This window comes from Ignavibacteriales bacterium (assembly GCA_020635255.1).
Lineage (GTDB): Bacteria > Bacteroidota > Ignavibacteria > Tepidaquicellales > Tepidaquicellaceae > JAEYVS01.
Map to the genome: position 1 here is coordinate 754,469 of JACKAC010000002.1, position 19,100 is coordinate 773,568.

Below are 19,100 nucleotides of genomic sequence, written 5' to 3' on the forward strand. Positions count from 1 at the left end.
GAAAGAGGTTAAGTTATAAATTTTCAATTGTTTAACGGTGGTCAGTATTTGCTCCATTTTAAAATGAATTAAAAATGCTAAAATCATGTAAATTTTAACATTTTTGTTAAAAAAAATGGCTATCTTCACAAAAAATATGTTTATGAGGAAAATCATTTTATCACTTTTTATAGCACTGACATTTTCATCTTCGGCATATCCTCAACATACAGAAAGTGATTCGCTGACTACAACTATTACACGGCTTGCATTTCAGTCGAAAGTAAAGGCACTGATTGCCGGTGTTTGGCAGGGCAGCAAAGAACTAGCACTTGTAACATATGGTGAATCGATGACGGGTGTATCAGTTGAGAAAAATATGCATTTCCGTATCGGAGGAGTTACGGAGACTTTCCAGGGCACACTACTAATGATGTTAGTCGACCAGGGAAAAATAAACCTAGATGATAAGATCTCCAAATGGCTTCCCGACATCCTCGCAGGCGATTCTGTTACAGTGGGAATGCTGATCAAAAATGCAGGCGGGTATAAAGACTATGTTTATAACGATTCTTTTATTGATATGGTTTTAGAGGATCCCTTTAGAGAGATTACTGATGAAGAGATAATCTCCTACTCTGTTTCAGACGGACAATTAAATTTCCGCCCCGGAACTAATCAGAAATATTCTCATACTGAGTTTACTATACTGGGTGAAGTTATGGAAAAAGCGACAGGCAAAACAATGAAAGAGCTTTATGAAGAGAATATATTTATCCCTCTTGGTTTGATGAATACCGGCTACATGTCAACGCCTGAACTACCTTTACCGGTTCTCCATTCATTCAGTTCCGATAGAGGTGTGTATGAAGACGCCACTTACTGGAATCCTTCCTGGACAGGGGAATCCGGCGCATTATACTCCAATATCGAAGACCTCGGGAAATGGGGTCCTATATTTGGCAGTGGTAAACTCCTTTCAGAAGAATCCCTCAAAATCCTGATGTCACAATACAGAGATCTGGAAAAACCCGGATTATACTTTGCTTCAGGCTTTGTAGTAGTAAATGGATGGTGTGTACAAAATCCTTCTTTTAATGGTTTTAGCGGTGCCTTTGGGTACCAGCCTTACGGAGATTATACTGTAATAGTTTACGGAACAATGGCTGAGGACACAGAGCCCGGAAATCAGTCTTTCAATATCCTAAAGGAATTGTCGAAATTCCTCACTCCTGATAAACCAGTAAATTTTTAATTTATCCTAAATATACCCTACAAACAGGATTACTTCTTGAAATTTAGCAAAATTCGAGAAGTAATCCCATACTAAGTTTATATTTTTCCTGAAACCTTTTGACCCCTTTTTCGTCAAAAATAGGAAAGCAATGCCGCTTTAAAAGGAGAAAACTAACTTAACAAATCGGAGATGAAAAAACTATTTTACCTTCTAATTCTTGTAATGGTATCGTTTTCGGTTTCCACAGGTTTTGCACAGGATGCGGGAAGCGGAACCGTTACAGGTTCTGTTGTAGACAAAAGTACAGGAACGCCTATCGAGGAGGCAGGGGTGTCTCTATATAGCATTACTGATTCTGTAAATGTTGTCGCTGGTGCTAATACTGATGCCGCTGGAAACTTCACTATACCTAATGTCCCCGTGGGACAATATTATGCCACAGTAAATTTGATTGGGTACAGCACAGCTGTTCTCCGTGGAATTAATATTACCGCTACAAAAACGAATGTTGACCTTGGGAAGATCGAATTAAAAGCAGGGGAGACTGTTACCGAAGAAATTGTTGTCGAAGAAGAAGCCCCGGAAGTTCAGATAACAGCTGAAAAGAAAACTTTTAATGTTTCAAAAGATCTTACTCTAAAAGGTGGAAACGCAATTGATGCGCTTAGGAATATTCCTTCTGTCAGCGTCGATCAGGATGGAAATATAAGCCTTAGGGGAAGTGAGGGAGTTAAAATTACCGTTGATGGAAAACCGTACGGACTTGACGGTCCTAACAGGGTAAATTTACTTCGTTCCATTTCTGCCGAGAATATCGAATCGATTGAAGTAATCAATAACCCGTCTGCTAAATATGAGGCGGAAGGTATATCGGGTATTATTAATATTATTACGAAAAAAAGTGATGGATTCGGATATAATGGTACGGTCACACTCAGCACCACGACAGGTGATAAATATAACGGAAGCTTCAGCGGAAATTTAAAAAAGGGTGCCTTGAATGTATTTGTTGATTATAGTCACAATATCTGGACATCCCAATTTACTTCCGAAAGCAACAGGCAAGTATTCTTTAATACCACCAATCCTTACTATGACCTCGATGCCAGTGCCAGGTTTAGGAGTGTTTCAGATTATGTAAGGGGCGGTTTGGATTACACAATAGATAAGCTAAACTCATTTACCCTCTCTACAAGTTATAATAAAAGGAATTTTAAGAATACTGCCTTCCAGAATAATACCGAATACGATGCAAATTTTGCTCTAACTGAGCAATTCTTGACAAATATTCACTCTACGGATGACGGGTATAATTTCAACGCGGCTTTGAATTATTATAAAAAGTTTACAAATCCAAAGCAAAAGCTCGATTTTGAAATTACATATGATGATTATGGTGATGATCAGGATGGAAACACAATAAATACGTACACTTATCCTCAATTGGAACCGGAGCCTTTTAATTTTAATGAATTACAGGATAATACTACTAAAGAAATTAACGCAAAGATAGACTACACTCATCCTATTGGTGAGAGTTCGAAATTGGAAGCCGGGTACCAGGGTGAATTTATTATTGACGAGAATACTTATGTATATGATACATTGAATTACACTACCGGACAGTATGTTAATGATCTGAATAAGTCAAACGAATTTAATTTCGACCGTCAGGTTAATGGATTCTACGCATTGTTCTCCAGCGGTATTGGAGAGAACTTTACTTATAATGTTGGTTTAAGAGCTGAGAATACCAACAGAACAGGTGAACTTATTACAACTAATCAGCAATTTAATAAAAATTATTTGGATTTCTTTCCTAGCGTGAGCCTTTCACAAAAGCTTGGAGCCGAGGAAGAGTTATCATTGAGCTACAGCAGGAGAATAAACAGACCACGCGCAGGAATGCTTAATCCATTCCCGTCATTTTCTGCAGGAAGCCGGAACATATTTTCCGGAAATCCGGACCTGGAATCGGAATACATCAACTCCGTTGAATTAAGCTTTGCTAAATATTTCTCAACAACGACGATTATTCCTCAGATATATTATAGGAGATCTGATAACCAGATAAACAGGACCAGGACATTTATAGACAGCGTGACAACTCTTACGACCTTTAACAACTTCAATTCCTCTGATACATACGGAGCTGAATTGATTGTCAATTCGAGACCGTTTCCATGGTTGAGTCTGAATGGAAGTGTTGGTTATCATAAAACTAAAATAAATGCTGATAACTTTGAAGCGGGAGCAGAGAATGAAAACTCTACCGGCTCGGGAAGACTTTCTGCTAGGGTTAATCTGCCAGGTTGGTTTAACTTCCAGTTATCATATTTCTATTCCGGTGAATTTGTGACTGCCCAGGCAGTTGTAAAGCCGTTCCAGGCATTTGATGCTTCGATATCCAGAGACTTTTTTGACGGTATCGCGACACTATCATTTAGAGTTAGTGACATGTTCAATCAATCAAAGTTTGATATAGATATAAACGATCCTTCATATTCAGAAACACTGTTTTTCAAAAGGGATTCAAGGACGGCGAATTTATCGCTTACTATCAGGTTCGGCGAGCAGGACAAGAACCAAAAAAGGCGTCCTAATGTTCCAAGAGATGACGGCGGAAATATAGGATTCTAATTCTAGAACGTTGTGCCCTTATACGCCCCTTCCGGCTTTGTGACGGAGGGGGCTTTTTTTGTTTAAAATTGAATTATTTAAGCGTAATTTGGGTTATAGATAGGAAGGATTAGCGTAATTAACTATTTATTAATATATAATTTAAAAGTTAGTCTCAGTTAAACCATTCCACGTTTTCCGGTGTCTTATATATAATGTAACATCTCTCAAACTCTTAAAAAATGAATTATTGATGAAAATTGTTAGACATTTGCTTGGAGTAGGATTTCTATGCTTGTTTTTCGTTGGTACAGGGTTTTCCCAGACGGGGAGCATTACTGGGAAAGTAATTGATGGTTCGACTAGTACCGGGCTCGAAGGAGCCGCCGTCTCTGTTTACAGTATCAAAGATTCCAGCAGTGTTTTTTCCGGAGCTGAAACCGATGCCGGTGGTAATTTTACCATCTCAGGTGTACCTTACGGACAGTATTATATAAGTGTGAATTTTATTGGGTATAGCACGGCTGTGATCAGAGGAATAAAAGTTAATCCAAAGAACCAGACTGCTGATGTAGGTGAGATAAAATTAAAATCCGGGGAAACTGTTACGGACGAAATTGTTGTCGAAGGCGAAAAAAGTGAGATACAATTCACCGCGGAGAAAAAAGTTTTTAATGTCGGACAGGATCAGACCACCAGAGGAGGAAGTGCTCTCGATATTCTAAAGAATCTTCCTTCTGTGGACGTTGATCAGGATGGTAATGTAAGTTTGAGGGGAAGCGAAGGTGTCCGGATACTTATTGACGGAAAGCCCTTTGGTCTGGACGGACCCAATCGCCCCGAGATACTTCGCTCGATGCTTGCCGATAATATTGAATCGGTTGAACTCATTACTAATCCCTCTGCCAAATATAAAGCTGAAGGTGTAACAGGTATTATTAATATCATTACAAAAAAGAGTGATGACTCTGGCTATAATGCAAATTTAAATCTTTCCCTGGGCACGGGCGATAAGTACAACGGAGGATTTACCGGCAACTGGAAGAATAAGGATCTGAATATCTTCCTGGATTACAGCTACGGTAATAGGCTGGATACACGTGAAAGATCGACCTCGCGTGAAGTTTTCTTTGAAACAGAAACGCCGTTTTATAACAGCTCCTCAAATTCTCGTAATAGGAATATATCTAATTCTATCCGTGGAGGGCTTGACTATACTATCGACAAGCTTAATTCGATCACGATTGTTAATTCACTGAGAATGAGGACCAGAACGGATAATGATACCCAGAATAGTTACGAATACGATGCTAATAAAAGTCTTGTCAATCAATTCTTATCAACCTCTACCGAGAACGATGATGACTTTAATTACGGACTCGGTATAAATTATTATAAGAACTTCCCTAAAAAGGAACAAGCTTTTACAGGCGAGTTTGAGCTTGAATATCAAAAGGATAAAGAAAATGGCAATTCTAACGATGAGACGGTTTTCCCGTCCGGGACAAACCCAATTCTGACAATGAGTACTCAGACTGACAAAGAATTTGATATGAACTTAAAATTCGATTACGTTCATCCAGTTGGAAAAGAAAGTAAATTTGAAGCGGGGTACGATGGCGAGTATAATAATGAAAATAACGACCAACAGTATGAGAATTTTGATTATGTGACTAATCAGTATCTTAATGACACCACACGGACTAATACCTTTAATTTGAAAACAAATATCCAGGCAGGATATTTGCTTTATAACAGTGGATTTGGAGAGAATTTCACGTACCAGCTAGGACTGCGTGCTGAATATACGGGATACAATGGTGAATTGGAATTATCAAATGAGAATTTCGACCGGAATTTCTTTGACCTCTTTCCGAGTGTGAGTATTGGACAAAAACTGGGTAAAGAAGAAGAACTCCAGTTTAGCTACAGTAGACGTATCAGGAGACCGCGCTCATGGAACCTTAATCCATTCCAGAGATTTTCCGGGGTAACAGATAGAACAATTTTTTCCGGAAATCCGGACCTGAACCCTGAATATACAAATTCGTTTGAACTTAATTTCGTTAAATTCTTTTCAAGTACGTCGATCATTCCCGGAGTTTTTTACAGGAGGACAACCGATGCTATTACTCGTGTGACATCGTTTATTGACAGCGTTACTACGCTCACGACCTTTGATAATATAAATACTGAAGAAAGCTACGGTGCGGAACTGCTTGTTAATTCCCGCATAACACCATGGTTATCTTTCAATGGCAATATAAGCTACTTTACCATGAAAGTGACAGCGGATAATATCGAATCCGGGCTCACCAACGAAAACTCCTCATTCCGGGGCAGAGGATCATTAAACCTCAGACTCCCTGACCTTTTCAATATGCAGGTGAGCTATTTCTATTCAGGTAAAAGAACATCCCCGCAGGGTACGGTTGATCCGTTCCAGGCGCTCAACGCCGCGATCTCAAAAGATTTCTGGGACGGCAGAGCCACCGTCGGACTCAACTTTAACGATATCTTTAACTCGTCGAAATTTAATGTAGAAATTAACGATCCGGATTATTACCAGACAATAACGGGAAAGAGGGAATCGCAGTCCGCAAATCTCAACCTAACAATCCGGCTCGGCGATATAGGTAAAAAGGACAAGAAAAAACGCTCTGATGATAACCAGCCGAACGACGACGGCGGTGATTTCGGTTACTAAATTCACTTACAAAGATTATATACAGCCATCCCGTGCAAATAGGATGGCTTTTTTATTTACGGTTTAGTGAGTTATATTTATATATGAGAAAGATACTACTAATATTGATCCTGATTTTTTCAAATTCTGTTTACTCTCAAAGATTGGAGGGGAAATGGCAAGAACATCCGGATAACATTTTGTATAGTGAGCTCTATAAGTTTACAAAGGATGGTAAATTTTCTTATTCCTATTCAAATGATATAATGTATCTGCAGTATGGAGAGGGTGATTATGAAATTAAGAATGGCAAATTATTTCTATTTTTCCGTGATTTTCCAATGCAAGAACCCTCACAAGATTCCGTTAGTAAAATTATTATTACTGATACACTTTACTCATCTGATAGTATTGTCTATAATTTGAAGCTTATTGACTCTTGGGATAAGTCATCACTAGAAGGGGGTATAATTTGGTTAAGTGATTCGCGGAGTAGATCCTTAGTTGATCCGATATCAGGGCAGAAATTATCTTTTCAAAGTGATAAATTGGGCAAGGTTAGAATTGCTTTTCCAAAACGAATAAGTCCATATTACATTTGTGCCGCCTATGTTGGATACGATATATTTAGATTTAAATCTCTTGACAGTGCGGGCGTTGAAGCAGTAATTGAACTTAGAGAAGAGCGAGCGGCTTTTACGCTCGATCCAATTCCATCCGGTGAAGTTAGGATTTACCAGATAGAAATAGATGATATTAACGATTACATATATTTGAGAGAAAAATCACTAAATAACTGGGATAAATACAAAAAAATTTACAAATGACAAATAACTCTCTACCCGCCCTCCCCCTCGAAGAGTGGGAAAGCACAAAAGACACATTACACCTTTATTTACAGATAGTCGGCAAGATCCGTCTTGCCCTCGCACCCCGTAAAAACCACTGGTGGTTTATTACATTTTATGTAACTTCGCGCGGGCTCGAGACGTCGCCTATACCATACAAGGATTTCACGTTTAATATACATTTTAACTTCATCGAACATAAGCTGATTGTCACAACAAGCCGTGGAGAGAAAAGTGAATTTCCGCTTGAAGATGGACTAACTGTAGCAAAATTCTATAAGAACCTGTTCGACATTCTCAATGAGTATGGCATTGATGTTTCTATTCTAGCGAAGCCTTACGACAATAAGAGCACCGAACCCTTCGCGACTGATACCGCTCATTCATCATATGATAAGGACTATGTAAACCGCTTCTGGCATATACTGGTCTTTGTGGATGAAGTGTTCAAGGAATTCAGCGGGCGGTTTAATGGTAAAGTAAGTCCGGTTCAGCTCTTCTGGCACAGTTTCGATCTTGCTGTTACGCGTTTCTCCGGAAGGGAAGCCCAGATGGAGGGCGGTAGGATTTCCGATAGGGAAGCATATTCGCACGAGGTTATTAGCGCCGGTTTCTGGGCAGGCGACGCAAATATGCGCGAAGCCGCATTCTATTCATATACCTATCCCTCGCCCGAAGGTCTCGATAAAGAACCGATCTCTCCCAAGGAGGCATTCTGGATGGATGCAAACGGAAGCCCTATGGCTATCTATAAATATGGTGATCTACTGCAGGAAAGCGACCCGCGACGGTCATTGCTCTCTTTTCTAGAAAGCACATATGACGCGGGTGCAAAATTAGCTGACTGGGACGTTGAGAAATTTAAAGTGCGCCCATTAGTTTGATCTAGAATGAATATTGAGGTGAAAATTTAACGTCGGTATCCTGTTTACCGTCACCTGTATATTCTGCTTCGACTGATGGATTACCGGGATATTTTTTGCCATTATACTTCATTACGTGAAGTTTACCACCACTTGAAATAAGAAGATCTTTCCACCCGTTTGATGTGGTTTCCGCAATTTTTATTGGTTCATCGGATACTGAAAATTCCGAGATAGTTTTGTAGTCACTGTCCAGCAAATAAATTGTACATCCACCCGATCCGCAAAAATAAGGTCCCTGAAACATTACTAATGTCTGCTTATTGCCATCGTCACCCAGACTAATTTCACTGTATACAAACTTTCTGTCATTTTCGGTCATTGATGCCAGATCTTTTTTCAATAGAGTCGTCAATGTGCTCTTTACACCTGCCAAATTTGTAGTATCAAACGATGCTGTTTTATTCTCATCGGTACTTTCTTTCTTTGTATCGCTTGAGCCGGTCGTATTATCATTGCTCATTTCTTTGTCGGGAGTTTTGGTTTCGGACGTATCCTTTTTGTCACCGCAAGATGATAAAAAAAGTGCCATTATTAAAAGTAATGCTAAGGATTGGATTTTTCTCATATTATTATTTTTTTTATAAAAATAGCGATTTTGATTCAGTTTTACAATATTTTACTCCCTTTTTACTATACTTTCTATGGAAAAATATTATTAAATTGCCATTAACAGGTTATGATGATGGTTTTATACCCGGGGTAAGTATTATTTCGTCCGGGTTTTTTTGTAATTAATTTTTATCTCCCTAGATTTGAAGTTAGATTTAGAACAGCTGAAACAGAGGTTTCGGGATATTAAGCTGATCGTTTCCGATATCGACGGTACTTTGCTGGATAATAACGGTGAGATCGGCTCGGTAACTCAGCAAATGATAAATACCCTAACCGGTCGAGGAATAAAATTTTCATTTGCGACTCAGAGAGTATTGCCATCCATTGTCCCTTTTGCTAAAAAACTAAACATTACAACTCCGCTTGTTTGTATGAACGGAGCATTGGTCAGCGATGCCGACGGCAATACCATTTATAAAGCGCCTATTAATCCCTCTAAAGTCAGACTCGCCGTTGAACTGGCTAATAAGTATTATATCCGTATTGCGCTTTGTCGTATCAACGAGATAGTTTACACCGATGAAAATTCCGTCATACGCGACTTCCTTGCGAGAAGAGGAGCAAATTATCAGCTTGTTAAATCTTATGAAGATTATTACGACGATGTTTTGGAGATAATTGTAAGTGGTGATAATAAGAATTTAGTAAAAAAGATCCAGGGCAAACTTAATTTCCCTCTAAAACTTCATGTAAATGCCAAATATTACCGCTCCCGTTCACAAATGCATGTGGCTCATCTAGAGGTAACCCGCTCCCATGTGAATAAAAAGCATGGTCTCAAGATACTTGCCGATCATCTTGGCGTTAAAAAGAATGAGGTTATGGTAATGGGAGATTGGTATAATGACCGCAAACTGTTCGATTTTGGCGGAATAAATATTGCCCTCCAAAATGCTGTTCCTGAGCTCAAACACAAAGCAAATTATATTACTTCTCTGTCGAATAACGAGGATGGAGTAGGTGAATTCCTACGGCTTGTCTATCCCGATGCCGCCTGATAACCTTGTTTCCCCTTAATTTTCCCGTATTTTTTTAATAATTTACAGCTTTAAGATCGCACAGTGGCGCAATATAATACTCTGGCAAAATTTTACGATGATGTGATAGGCTTAAACGGTGTAGCCGAAAATTTCATCGTAAAGTGCATAAATAAGTACAATAAGTCTGCCTCATCCCTTCTCGACCTGGGATGCGGTACCGGGACAAATCTCGTCTATCTTGAGAAGCATTATGATGTGGAGGGCATAGACCTATCCGTCGAAATGATTCGTATCGCGAAGAAGAAGCTTCCCGGCGTTAAGTTTATCAAAGATGACATTACCAGGTTTGATACAAAAAAGACTTATGATTGTATTATTTGTCTTTATGATACCATTAATCATGTTCTTTCCTTTGCCGGATGGAAAAGTCTCTTTAAGAAAGTAAATGCTCATCTTAATCGGGGTGGTCTTTTTATCTTTGATATTAATACCCTGGAAAAGATGAACTATATGGCGGAATACGGATCATTTGTTCACCGCTTCGATAAAAATTACCTGGTTATGGATGTGCTTAAAAAATCCCCGTCTAAATTCGATTGGGATGCAAAGATCTTTGAGCATGTAAAGGGTGATAATTATAAATTGTATAGAGAGCTTATACCGGAAGTTACATTTGAGACAGAGAAGATCGTTGTTGAGGTGGAAAAACATTTTGAATTGTTGAAGCAGGTTAATGATATGGGCTTCGATTCCGGTGATTTTCCGCAAAGGATATATTTTATCTGTAGAAAGAAAAATTAATAAAATACTCTACCATGAGAAAAATCATTGAGTGTGTTCCTAATATCTCGGAAGGAAGAGATGCCTCGATAATAGAGGCGTGTGCCGAAGTACTGAGGAATGTAGATGGAGTTACTCTCCTTGACGTAGATCCCGGCAAATCCACTAACCGTACGGTCTTTACCTTTGTTGGCGACCCGGACGCAGTTGTCGAGGGCGCCTTCCAGTTCACAAAAAAAGCAAAAGAATTGATAAATATGTCAAAGCACACCGGGGAACATCCCCGCATGGGTGCTGTTGACGTTGTACCGTTTGTCCCCGTAGCTAATGTTACTATGGAAGAATGCGTAGAGTGTGCGAAGAAATTCGGCAAAAGAGCAGGTGAAGAACTTGGGCTTCCTATTTATCTTTACGAAGAGGCTTCCGAAAATCCTAAACGCAAAACACTTTCGCAGATAAGGGTAGGTGAATATGAGGCGATTCCCGATAAAATAGAAAAACCCGAATGGAAGCCTGACTTTGGTCCGGCTAAGTTCATCCCCGAATACGGTGCTACAGCAACCGGAGCAAGGTTTTTCCTCATTGCGTACAATGTGAATATACTTGGCACACGTAACCAGGCATTCAGGATTGCATTTAATATCCGCGAGCAGGGCAGGGGACCCGATAAACCGGGAAGACTAAAAGCCGTTAAAGCAATTGGCTGGGATGTCGAGGAATACGGTATGGCACAAGTGACGATCAATCTCGATAACTATAAAATAACTCCTCCTCATATTGCCTTCGAAGAGTGTAAAAATGATGCTATCGAAATGAATGTAGGTGTTTGTGGTAGTGAATTGGTCGGACTTATCCCGCTCGAAGCGATGCTTATGGCGGCTGAGTATTACATCGAAAGAGAGAATCTCTTTATAATAGACGAGAGGCAAAAAATTAATCTCGTAATCGATCGCCTCGGTCTTTCCTCAGTTTCAAAGTTTAATCCCGATAAACGTATCATTGAATACATGATTAAAGAGGAGCGAAATGAGCCGCTCGCTTCATCTACCGTTAGAAAATTCGTCGAGGAAGTTGGTTCGCGTTCGTCTGCGCCGGGTGGGGGAAGTGTCTCCGCTCTTATTGCTTCCCTGGGAGCTGGGCTTAGTGTTATGGTCGCCTGGCTTACGTACGGACTCCGTAAATATGAGAAATATGACGAAATTATGAGGAAAGCTATCGAACCTTTAGATTCAAAAATGCGTGAACTTATACCAATGATCGATGCCGATACGGACGCTTTCAATGATTATATGAATGCGATGAAATTGCCTAAGAACACCGATGATGAAAAATCAGTTAGACATCAGAAAATGCAGGAAGGGCTCAAAAAAGCAATTGACGTGCCTCTTGCTGTAATGCGGAAAGCCGACGAATGCTGGGAATATGTTACCGAAGTAGCTAAATATGGTAACATGAACTCAATGAGTGACCTGCAGGTTGGAGCCAAATCACTGGAAACCGGCATTTGGGGCGCATATAAGAATGTCCAGATCAATCTCCCCGGAATAGATGATGAAACATATAAAAAGCAAGTATTAGATGAAGCTTCCGGTATTATGTCCAGGGCAGAGCAAAATGTCGGGGATGTTTGTGCTGCACTCGAAAAAAGATTAGCTGAGGAAAATTAGGCAAGAGTAAAGAATTCTTCTGTTCCGTTTATTACGTGCCGGATTACTTCGGCTTTTACCAGGTTGACCAGCGTCCTGCTGGCTCGTCTTTCGGATATGTTCACCAGTTTCTTAAATCCCTTCACTGTTATCTTTTTATTCTCAGTCAGGAAATCAAATAATTTCTTTTCATTGTCGCCTATTGTTATTGATAGGGGCTTTTCGGAGTTGGAATTGCGGAGTATATTCACGGTTTCCTTGGATGCCAGCACGCTTTTGTCTTCCGACCGCACATAAAATTTCGGCGGAGAATCCTTATCATCCGTAATAAGTCTGTGAGGTTTGCGGTTGCTCTTCGGTATGTAAACCACCACCACGTCAACTCTTTTTATAAATATTATTTCCAGGGAAAATTCTATTTCAGGCTCGCAGTAGAATTTTGCGGCTGTATTGATTAGTTCTATCTCGGATTTTTCACTCTCGACGCCGATAATACTCCTGTCGTCATCGACACCGAATAAGATGTACCCTCCGCCGGAGTTGGCGAATGCTATCATTTCCTTTGCGATCTTCTCGGGTGACGAAAATTTTCGCTTAAATTCAACATGTGAATTTTCGCCTTCCTCGATTAATTCGTAAAGTTCAACCAGGTACATTGCGGGAGTTTTATTTGAAATAACTGGATCTTTAAGAGCTATAACCCTGCTTTTCCTAATTTAGTGCCGGACTCTTTGCTTGCTGTCCAGGTAGTCCTGCAGGATTATTTGCGCCGATACGGAATCTATTAAACCCTTATCGCGGCGCTTTTTTTTGCTTAACCCGGAAGAAAGAATATTCTCCCGGGCTAGCTTACTCGTAAACCTTTCGTCAAAGAACTCGAAGTCTGCCTTTATCGAGTTTGCCTCTAATAACTTTTCAAGCTTGGCTCTGAATTGCTCTACCTTTTCTGTAAGCTCTGTCTTTTCCGATCTCAGATTTAACGGATAACCTAAAATAATCTTTTCTATATTTTCACCCCTGATTAACTCCAGTAGGTTTCCGTCTAAACCGGAATCATTGCTTAGTATCCCCCTCTGAAACGAATACTGCTTATCTGTATCACTTACGGCAACACCTATCCGCTTATCGCCATAGTCCAAGCATAAATATCTGGTGTTACTCAATTGTTAATTGTTAATAGGGAAATTGTAAAGCTTTCTCGCGATCTCTTATACTTGATTTTTTAAAAAGGTCTTTAAGATCTTACCCGGTTTAAAATGCATTTTCCTTCTGCCGGGAACATATACAAACTCACCTGTCTTAAGATTCCTGGCTTTGGGTTTTGGCTTGGTCTTCTTTACCTCAAATACACCAAAGTCGCGGATCTCGATCCTGATTGTCGGATCTGCAGTCATAATGAGTTCTCTTAGAGACTCGAAAAGAGAATCAACGATAAGCTTCTTGGTAATTCTCTTACCGGCAAGCTTCTCCTCAATTTTATTCTCGACGTCTTTTCTGGTGAGAGTTTTTACCCTCTCGCGCTTCCTGGTAACCGGAAGGGTCTGCTCATTGAGGTTAGCATCCATAAATTTTTTCTCCTATAGTTTTTTTAAACCTTATATAATAAAATATAAGGGATAAGGTAATTAGCACTAAAACAATATAATAAAAAATATTTAAAAAAACATCGAAATACTCAAAATTAATTACTGTTAATAACAAAATTATTCCAATACAAAAGACTGCCGCCTTCCCCCAAAAATTTGACATTAACGTTATATTTCTTGTTTTTTCAAGATATAAGCCAAATGCCAATATCAAAATATCTCGCAATACTATCACCGTAAAGAACCATACAGGGATCAATCCATTAACAAATAATATTACTGTAATTACGATAACTGCAGCTTTGTCAGCCAGCGGGTCGATTATTTTCCCGAGTTCGGATACTTGATTTAATTTTCGAGCCAGATAACCATCGAGTAGATCCGTTACATACATCGCGATCATTATGATGATAATAAGTGTCTTCTGCTCAGTGAATTGAAATAATAGAAGGTAAGCGAGCGGAATTAAAAGAACCATTCTCGCTAATGAAAGAATATTAGGGATATAAAATAACTCCTTGTTCATTGCGGTCCTTGTTCCGTTTTTGCTTCTCCTTTTAAAAGAAGCAATTGAGATATCCCCTTACTTATGATTAAAATATATCAAATAAAACAATAAAAAAAAGTATATTTGTATTAAATGAAAAAAATTTATTTAGATAGCGCCGCAACCACTATGCCTGCTGAGGATGCCATCTCTGAAATGATGCCCTATTTTACTGAAAAATATGGGAATGCATCGTCAATTCACGGTTTTGGCAAGCCTGCAAAGGTGGCGCTCGAAGATGCCCGCGATATTGTCGCTGAATTTATGGGCGCAAAGCCAAAGGAGATATTTTTCACATCCGGCGGGACGGAGTCGAATAACTTCGCTTTAAAAGGCATCGCTTTTGCTCATCTCGGCTCGGATAAAAACCACATTATTACATCCTCGATTGAACACATGGCAGTTCTTGAGACAATGAAGTATCTTCGCGATAGGTTTGGATTTGATGTAACTTTTATCTCCCCGGAGATTGATGGGAGTATCTCACCCGATAAGATAAATGAGGCTGTCACGGATAGAACTTTCCTTATCTCTATAATGCATTCCAATAATGAGACAGGCAAGATAAATGACATCTCACTCATATCCCAAAATGCGTCCGGAAAGGGTATCGATACTCATACTGATTCAATTCAGAGCTTCGGAAAAATAAAAGGTCTGAGCGTAAGATCCCTCGGTGTAAATACCGCTACGCTCTCGGCTCATAAGATATACGGTCCGAAAGGCGTATCAGCCCTCTATATTAAAGAGGGGACTAAGCTGGATAAATTCATTCATGGAGGTAGCCAGGAGAGGGATATGCGCGGCGGTACGGAAAATATTCCAGCTATTGTGGGATTCAGAAAAGCCGTTGAAATATTAAATGAAAGAATGGATCAGGATCTGCTTCATTATAATAATCTTAAAACACACCTGGTAGCCAGGTTGAGTAACGAGTTGGACGAGAAGATAATATTTAACTCTGATTCCGTCGACGTGCTTCCAAACATCGTTAATTTCTCACTAAACCCCGAGCTTACCTCGCTGGATGGTGAGGAACTCCTGATAAAGCTCGATCTGAAAGGAATATCTGTCTCAGGCGGATCCGCATGTACATCCGGCACTCTGAAACCTTCACATGTCATTACCGCTCTCGGTCGCAACGAAAAAACCGCTCTTCTCACTGTTCGTGTGTCTTTCAGCCGATATAATATTCTGCCCGAGATAGACTACTTTGTGGATGTGTTAAAGGAAATCATATAACCTCGGAACTATCACCATTGTCTTTTGTGTTATCATACTTTACATTGTGAAAATCATTTAAAAAATTACGAAAATGAAGAAGATCAACCAGGACACGGCTATTAAGATACTCACAGAGTACGGAAGCGTTTTGAAGGGAAGCAACGATGCGGTCAATCCTGTTTCCACTCTGCCGTATATGATAGACGAGATCAAACACGCAATTGTATATACACTTCAATTGCTCGAAAATCTCTACCAGCGCGGAGGCTGTGATGATGAAGATTATTCAAAGAATGTAAATAACCTCGTCGAGTCTTACGCCAGGCTAAGCACGTTCATCGATGATGAGACTGCTCAGCGCGTTTACGAGATAGAAAATGTTGCCAAAAAGATACTCACCGACAAAAAAGCCCGTGAGATCCTTGGAGGTAATGTTATTATTCAAAAAGATCTGGATTTTGCTAAAGAAGTCCTCGATGGACTGGAGAAAAAGCAGGTTGTGATGAAAAGCGCGATTATAAGTGAAGCCGAAATTATTAAACTGAGCGTTAAGAACAAGATCCAGGCATCTATGAACTAATGTACGGACTATTCGTACATCCATCTTTTCATAAATTCATTAAAGTCCTTTAGCTGACGGGTGGCTAGTATTAACTGGTCACCCTTGGCTTTTTCCTCTGTCGGGTAATCCGGGTATACCCTCTGCCCGTCCGGGTAGTAGAGGTTTTCGGGGAAATTGAACACGAGAAGCATCGGCTCCTCTTTATTATACTCCTCCCCCAGGTATGAGAAGAAACTTCCCTGTATCATAAACTTCCTCTCACCCTGCCTGCATAGATACACTTTCTCGAAAGTCTGGCCGTTCCCTTTTAATATCCACGCGTACTGAAAAAACGCCCGTATAATGTCCTCGTGGCTGTTGTCCTTTATGTCCTGCAGACTAAAATCGATTACTTTAGAGTTAACATAATAATCATACCTTACCGATATCTGCAGACCGTCGTTCCGCCCGTCCATCGTGACTACCTGGTTGGCGGGTATCTGGAGTGTAAAATAATTATAAAAATATATTGCTCCGCCTATTATTCCAATAAGCGGTAATATCCACAATATATTTGTTAATATTCTTTTTGGGAGGGATTTCTTTATTTGAGGAGCAGCGGGCATCTATTTTTCCTTTTCTGTTTCCAGTGTGTCTTCCTCCAGCTCTACTTCCTCATCACCGTCCTCTTTCTTTGTAAAAATGCTCACGAACTTCCGGAATATTCCCGTGCTTATTATAAACAGAAACACAGAGAACGAAGCCTCACCCTTGGTGATTATTATCAAAAATACTGCCAGGAAGAAAATTATGAACTTTGCCGGGTTGGCTTTTATAGCGCGCCTGTTAAATTGCGGGAATGTGTCGTACTTAAATGTACTTACCATCAGCAAGGGGAGCGCTATTACCAGCGTGAACATCACGATCGTGCTTAACTGTGTAGTAAAGATCTTGTTGTGATAAAATAATACGTATGTGACCAGCGTGCCTGCAGAAACCGGTGTTGGGATCCCGCTGAACATCTTCTTTTCCTCATCCTCTTTCGTCGTGACGTTGAATTTTGCCAGTCGTATGATCGCGAATATCATCGGTAGCGAAGCGAAGAATATTCCAAGCAGTCCCAGTTTGTCAAAAAAAACCTGGTAAACTATCACGCTTGGTGCCATGCCAAAGGTTACTACGTCTGCCAGTGAATCCACCTCTATACCGAACCTGCTCGTCGTTTTAAACAATCTTGCTATCAGACCGTCCAGCGCGTCGCACGCCATCCCAAAGAATATATAGTAGCATGCCGCATCTATATTCCCGTCGATGGCATTTGCAATTGCAAGAAACCCAAAGAACGCGTTGCCCAGTGTAAATAAACTTGGTATTATACTTATTGTCTGCTTTACTTTACCCATTTAATCGTTTTATAATTCACAAATAATTGTCTTACCGGCTGTCACCCTGTCACCCTCACTCACGAAGATCTTCGCCTCCGGTCTGAATAGTATGTCAACGCGCGAGCCGAATTTTATCATGCCGAACTTCTCGCCCTTTGTTACCTGGTCACCGCCGTGAAGGCGGTAAATTATCCTGCGCGCGACAAATCCCGCTATCTGCTTAAATACGACCTGCTTCCCTGTAGGCGTTTTAATCCCGATCTCGCTCCGCTCATTATTCTCAGACGATTTATGGTCGAATGCCACGAGGTATTTGCCCGGGATGTACTTTACGAAGTTTACCATGCCGGAGACCGGTATTGTATTCACATGCACGTCGAGCGGGGAGAGAAAAATACTGATCATCTTCAGCTTCTCGCCCGGCGGGAACGGGTTCTCATCCTTATTTTCGATGTCCATAATACGTACCACCTTGCCGTCAGCCGGCGAGATAAGCGTATCTTCCGTGATATTGTCCGGCAGTTTGCGTACCGGGTCGCGGAAAAAATATAGAACGAACGCAATCAATAAAACCGATAATACGAGCAGTGCGATCTTTAGCCAGAGTATTGGCACCAGGAACGCGCCCAGGTCTATCAGCACCGTCACTATGAGAAAGAAACGTATTGTACCTTTTCCGTATGGTGTAAACCGCATTACTTACTTATCCTGTTATAAATTTCCCAATACGCGTCCTCGACTCCGCCCAGGTCGAAACGGAACCTGTCCTTATCGAGCTTTTTGTGTGTATCTTTGTCCCACAGACGGCACGTATCCGGCGATATTTCGTCGGCGAGGATTATATTCCCGTCAGCATCCTTTCCAAATTCCAATTTAAAATCCACCAATAAAATTCCTCTCTCATCGAAAAACCTGCTCAAAAGCTCGTTTATTTTGTATGTCAGCTCGTTTATCTTTTCCAGGTCGCTGTCGTCCGCGAGCCCCATCTCCCTGATGTGAGCGGGTGTAAATAGCGGATCGCCGAGCGCGTCATCTTTAAAATAATACTCAATGATGGGGGAGCTGAGCTTTTTGCCCTCCTCCATTCCGTATCTTTTTACCAGGCTTCCCGCCGCATAGTTCCTGCACACGACCTCTACTTTTATTATGTCCACCCTTTTCACGTACATCTCGTTATCCGATATCTTTTCTATGAAGTGCGTCGGGATACCGCCACTGCCGAGATATTCATATATAATAGTGGTGATTTTATTATTCAGAACACCCTTATCCTTTATCTGTCCCGTTTTCTGAGCGTTGAATGCCGTCGCGTCATCCTTGAATTCCTGCAGTAAAACACCCTCTTTACCCTCGATAGTGTAAAGCTTCTTGGCTTTTCCCTCGTAAATTAGTTCTTTATTCATTTTTTAAACCTTATAGGTTAACTTTCTAATAATTTAGCGAATTTGCGCAGTATATTCTATTGAATATAAAATACTGTAATTACTCTAAAAATTTAGTTAAC

Annotated in this window: 19 protein-coding genes; 10 read left to right on the plus strand and 9 right to left on the minus strand. The window is 40.4% G+C overall.

From position 1 onward, the window contains the following. Positions 1-142 precede the first annotated feature (142 nt). The 5 genes from H6614_11280 to H6614_11300 all read left to right on the plus strand — a co-directional run bounded on the left by H6614_11280 (position 143) and on the right by H6614_11300 (position 8,253). Positions 143-1,234, plus strand: a complete 1,092-nt coding sequence (locus H6614_11280; protein ID MCB9244248.1) for a beta-lactamase family protein — start codon at positions 143-145, stop codon at positions 1,232-1,234. Between the two features lie 171 nt (positions 1,235-1,405). Beyond that, a complete protein-coding gene (locus tag H6614_11285; GenBank protein MCB9244249.1) occupies positions 1,406-3,856 on the plus strand; it encodes a TonB-dependent receptor in 2,451 nt (816 codons plus the stop codon). A 232-nt stretch (positions 3,857-4,088) separates the two neighbouring features. Then, complete coding sequence (locus H6614_11290) at positions 4,089-6,542, plus strand: TonB-dependent receptor (protein MCB9244250.1); 2,454 nt, start codon at positions 4,089-4,091, stop codon at positions 6,540-6,542. An 83-nt stretch (positions 6,543-6,625) separates the two neighbouring features. Beyond that, positions 6,626-7,348, plus strand: coding sequence for a hypothetical protein (locus tag H6614_11295; protein MCB9244251.1), 723 nt, complete (start codon positions 6,626-6,628; stop codon positions 7,346-7,348). After that, entirely contained in the window at positions 7,345-8,253 is a 909-nt protein-coding gene (locus tag H6614_11300) for a hypothetical protein (GenBank protein ID MCB9244252.1), read from the plus strand. Before H6614_11295 ends, H6614_11300 begins: the two co-directional genes overlap by 4 nt. 1 nt (position 8,254) lies before the next feature. On the opposite strand, the gene H6614_11305 is transcribed toward H6614_11300, so the two are convergent. Then, positions 8,255-8,860, minus strand: coding sequence for a hypothetical protein (locus H6614_11305; protein MCB9244253.1), 606 nt, complete (start codon positions 8,858-8,860; stop codon positions 8,255-8,257). 187 nt (positions 8,861-9,047) lie between these two features. On the opposite strand from H6614_11305, the gene H6614_11310 reads away from it, so the two are divergent. The 3 genes from H6614_11310 (at position 9,048) to ftcD (ending at position 12,334) form a co-directional block, all read left to right on the plus strand. Beyond that, positions 9,048-9,905: an HAD family phosphatase gene (locus H6614_11310; GenBank protein MCB9244254.1), complete on the plus strand. Its 858-nt coding sequence runs from the start codon at positions 9,048-9,050 to the stop codon at positions 9,903-9,905. 63 nt (positions 9,906-9,968) lie between these two features. After that, positions 9,969-10,688: a class I SAM-dependent methyltransferase gene (locus tag H6614_11315; GenBank protein MCB9244255.1), complete on the plus strand. Its 720-nt coding sequence runs from the start codon at positions 9,969-9,971 to the stop codon at positions 10,686-10,688. A gap of 14 nt (positions 10,689-10,702) precedes the next feature. Next, positions 10,703-12,334, plus strand: coding sequence for a glutamate formimidoyltransferase (ftcD, locus tag H6614_11320; GenBank protein MCB9244256.1), 1,632 nt, complete (start codon positions 10,703-10,705; stop codon positions 12,332-12,334). Here the strand turns inward: ftcD and H6614_11325 are convergent. From H6614_11325 to H6614_11340, 4 genes are all read right to left on the minus strand, one after another. Next, on the minus strand, positions 12,331-12,969 hold the full coding sequence (locus H6614_11325; GenBank protein MCB9244257.1) for an ATP-binding protein: 639 nt from the start codon (positions 12,967-12,969) through the stop codon (positions 12,331-12,333). The two genes, ftcD and H6614_11325, sit on opposite strands and share 4 nt — an antisense overlap. A 60-nt stretch (positions 12,970-13,029) precedes the next feature. Further along, complete coding sequence (ruvX, locus tag H6614_11330) at positions 13,030-13,452, minus strand: Holliday junction resolvase RuvX (protein MCB9244258.1); 423 nt, start codon at positions 13,450-13,452, stop codon at positions 13,030-13,032. Between the two features lie 69 nt (positions 13,453-13,521). Further along, complete coding sequence (locus H6614_11335; protein ID MCB9244259.1) at positions 13,522-13,878, minus strand: HU family DNA-binding protein; 357 nt, start codon at positions 13,876-13,878, stop codon at positions 13,522-13,524. Continuing rightward, positions 13,868-14,425 (minus strand): CDP-alcohol phosphatidyltransferase family protein, encoded by a 558-nt coding sequence (locus H6614_11340; protein ID MCB9244260.1) that lies wholly within the window; start codon positions 14,423-14,425, stop codon positions 13,868-13,870. The genes H6614_11335 and H6614_11340 overlap by 11 nt, the downstream gene beginning before the upstream one ends. Before the next feature lie 114 nt (positions 14,426-14,539). Between H6614_11340 and H6614_11345 the strand changes: the two genes are divergently transcribed. Together H6614_11345 and H6614_11350 are read left to right on the plus strand one after the other, a co-directional pair. After that, a complete protein-coding gene (locus H6614_11345) occupies positions 14,540-15,688 on the plus strand; it encodes a cysteine desulfurase (GenBank protein MCB9244261.1) in 1,149 nt (382 codons plus the stop codon). A 73-nt stretch (positions 15,689-15,761) separates the two neighbouring features. After that, positions 15,762-16,250: a hypothetical protein gene (locus tag H6614_11350; protein ID MCB9244262.1), complete on the plus strand. Its 489-nt coding sequence runs from the start codon at positions 15,762-15,764 to the stop codon at positions 16,248-16,250. A gap of 8 nt (positions 16,251-16,258) precedes the next feature. Here the strand turns inward: H6614_11350 and H6614_11355 are convergent, their stop codons facing one another. Genes H6614_11355 through H6614_11370 form a run of 4 tightly spaced genes read right to left on the minus strand, consistent with a single transcriptional unit; the run spans position 16,259 to position 18,999 of the window. Continuing rightward, positions 16,259-16,837 (minus strand): hypothetical protein, encoded by a 579-nt coding sequence (locus H6614_11355; GenBank protein ID MCB9244263.1) that lies wholly within the window; start codon positions 16,835-16,837, stop codon positions 16,259-16,261. Further along, positions 16,838-17,614 (minus strand): CDP-diacylglycerol--serine O-phosphatidyltransferase, encoded by a 777-nt coding sequence (gene pssA / locus H6614_11360; protein MCB9244264.1) that lies wholly within the window; start codon positions 17,612-17,614, stop codon positions 16,838-16,840. A 9-nt stretch (positions 17,615-17,623) separates the two neighbouring features. Next, positions 17,624-18,292: a phosphatidylserine decarboxylase family protein gene (locus H6614_11365; protein ID MCB9244265.1), complete on the minus strand. Its 669-nt coding sequence runs from the start codon at positions 18,290-18,292 to the stop codon at positions 17,624-17,626. After that, a complete protein-coding gene (locus tag H6614_11370; GenBank protein ID MCB9244266.1) occupies positions 18,292-18,999 on the minus strand; it encodes a phosphoribosylaminoimidazolesuccinocarboxamide synthase in 708 nt (235 codons plus the stop codon). Before H6614_11370 ends, H6614_11365 begins: the two co-directional genes overlap by 1 nt. Positions 19,000-19,100 lie beyond the last annotated feature (101 nt).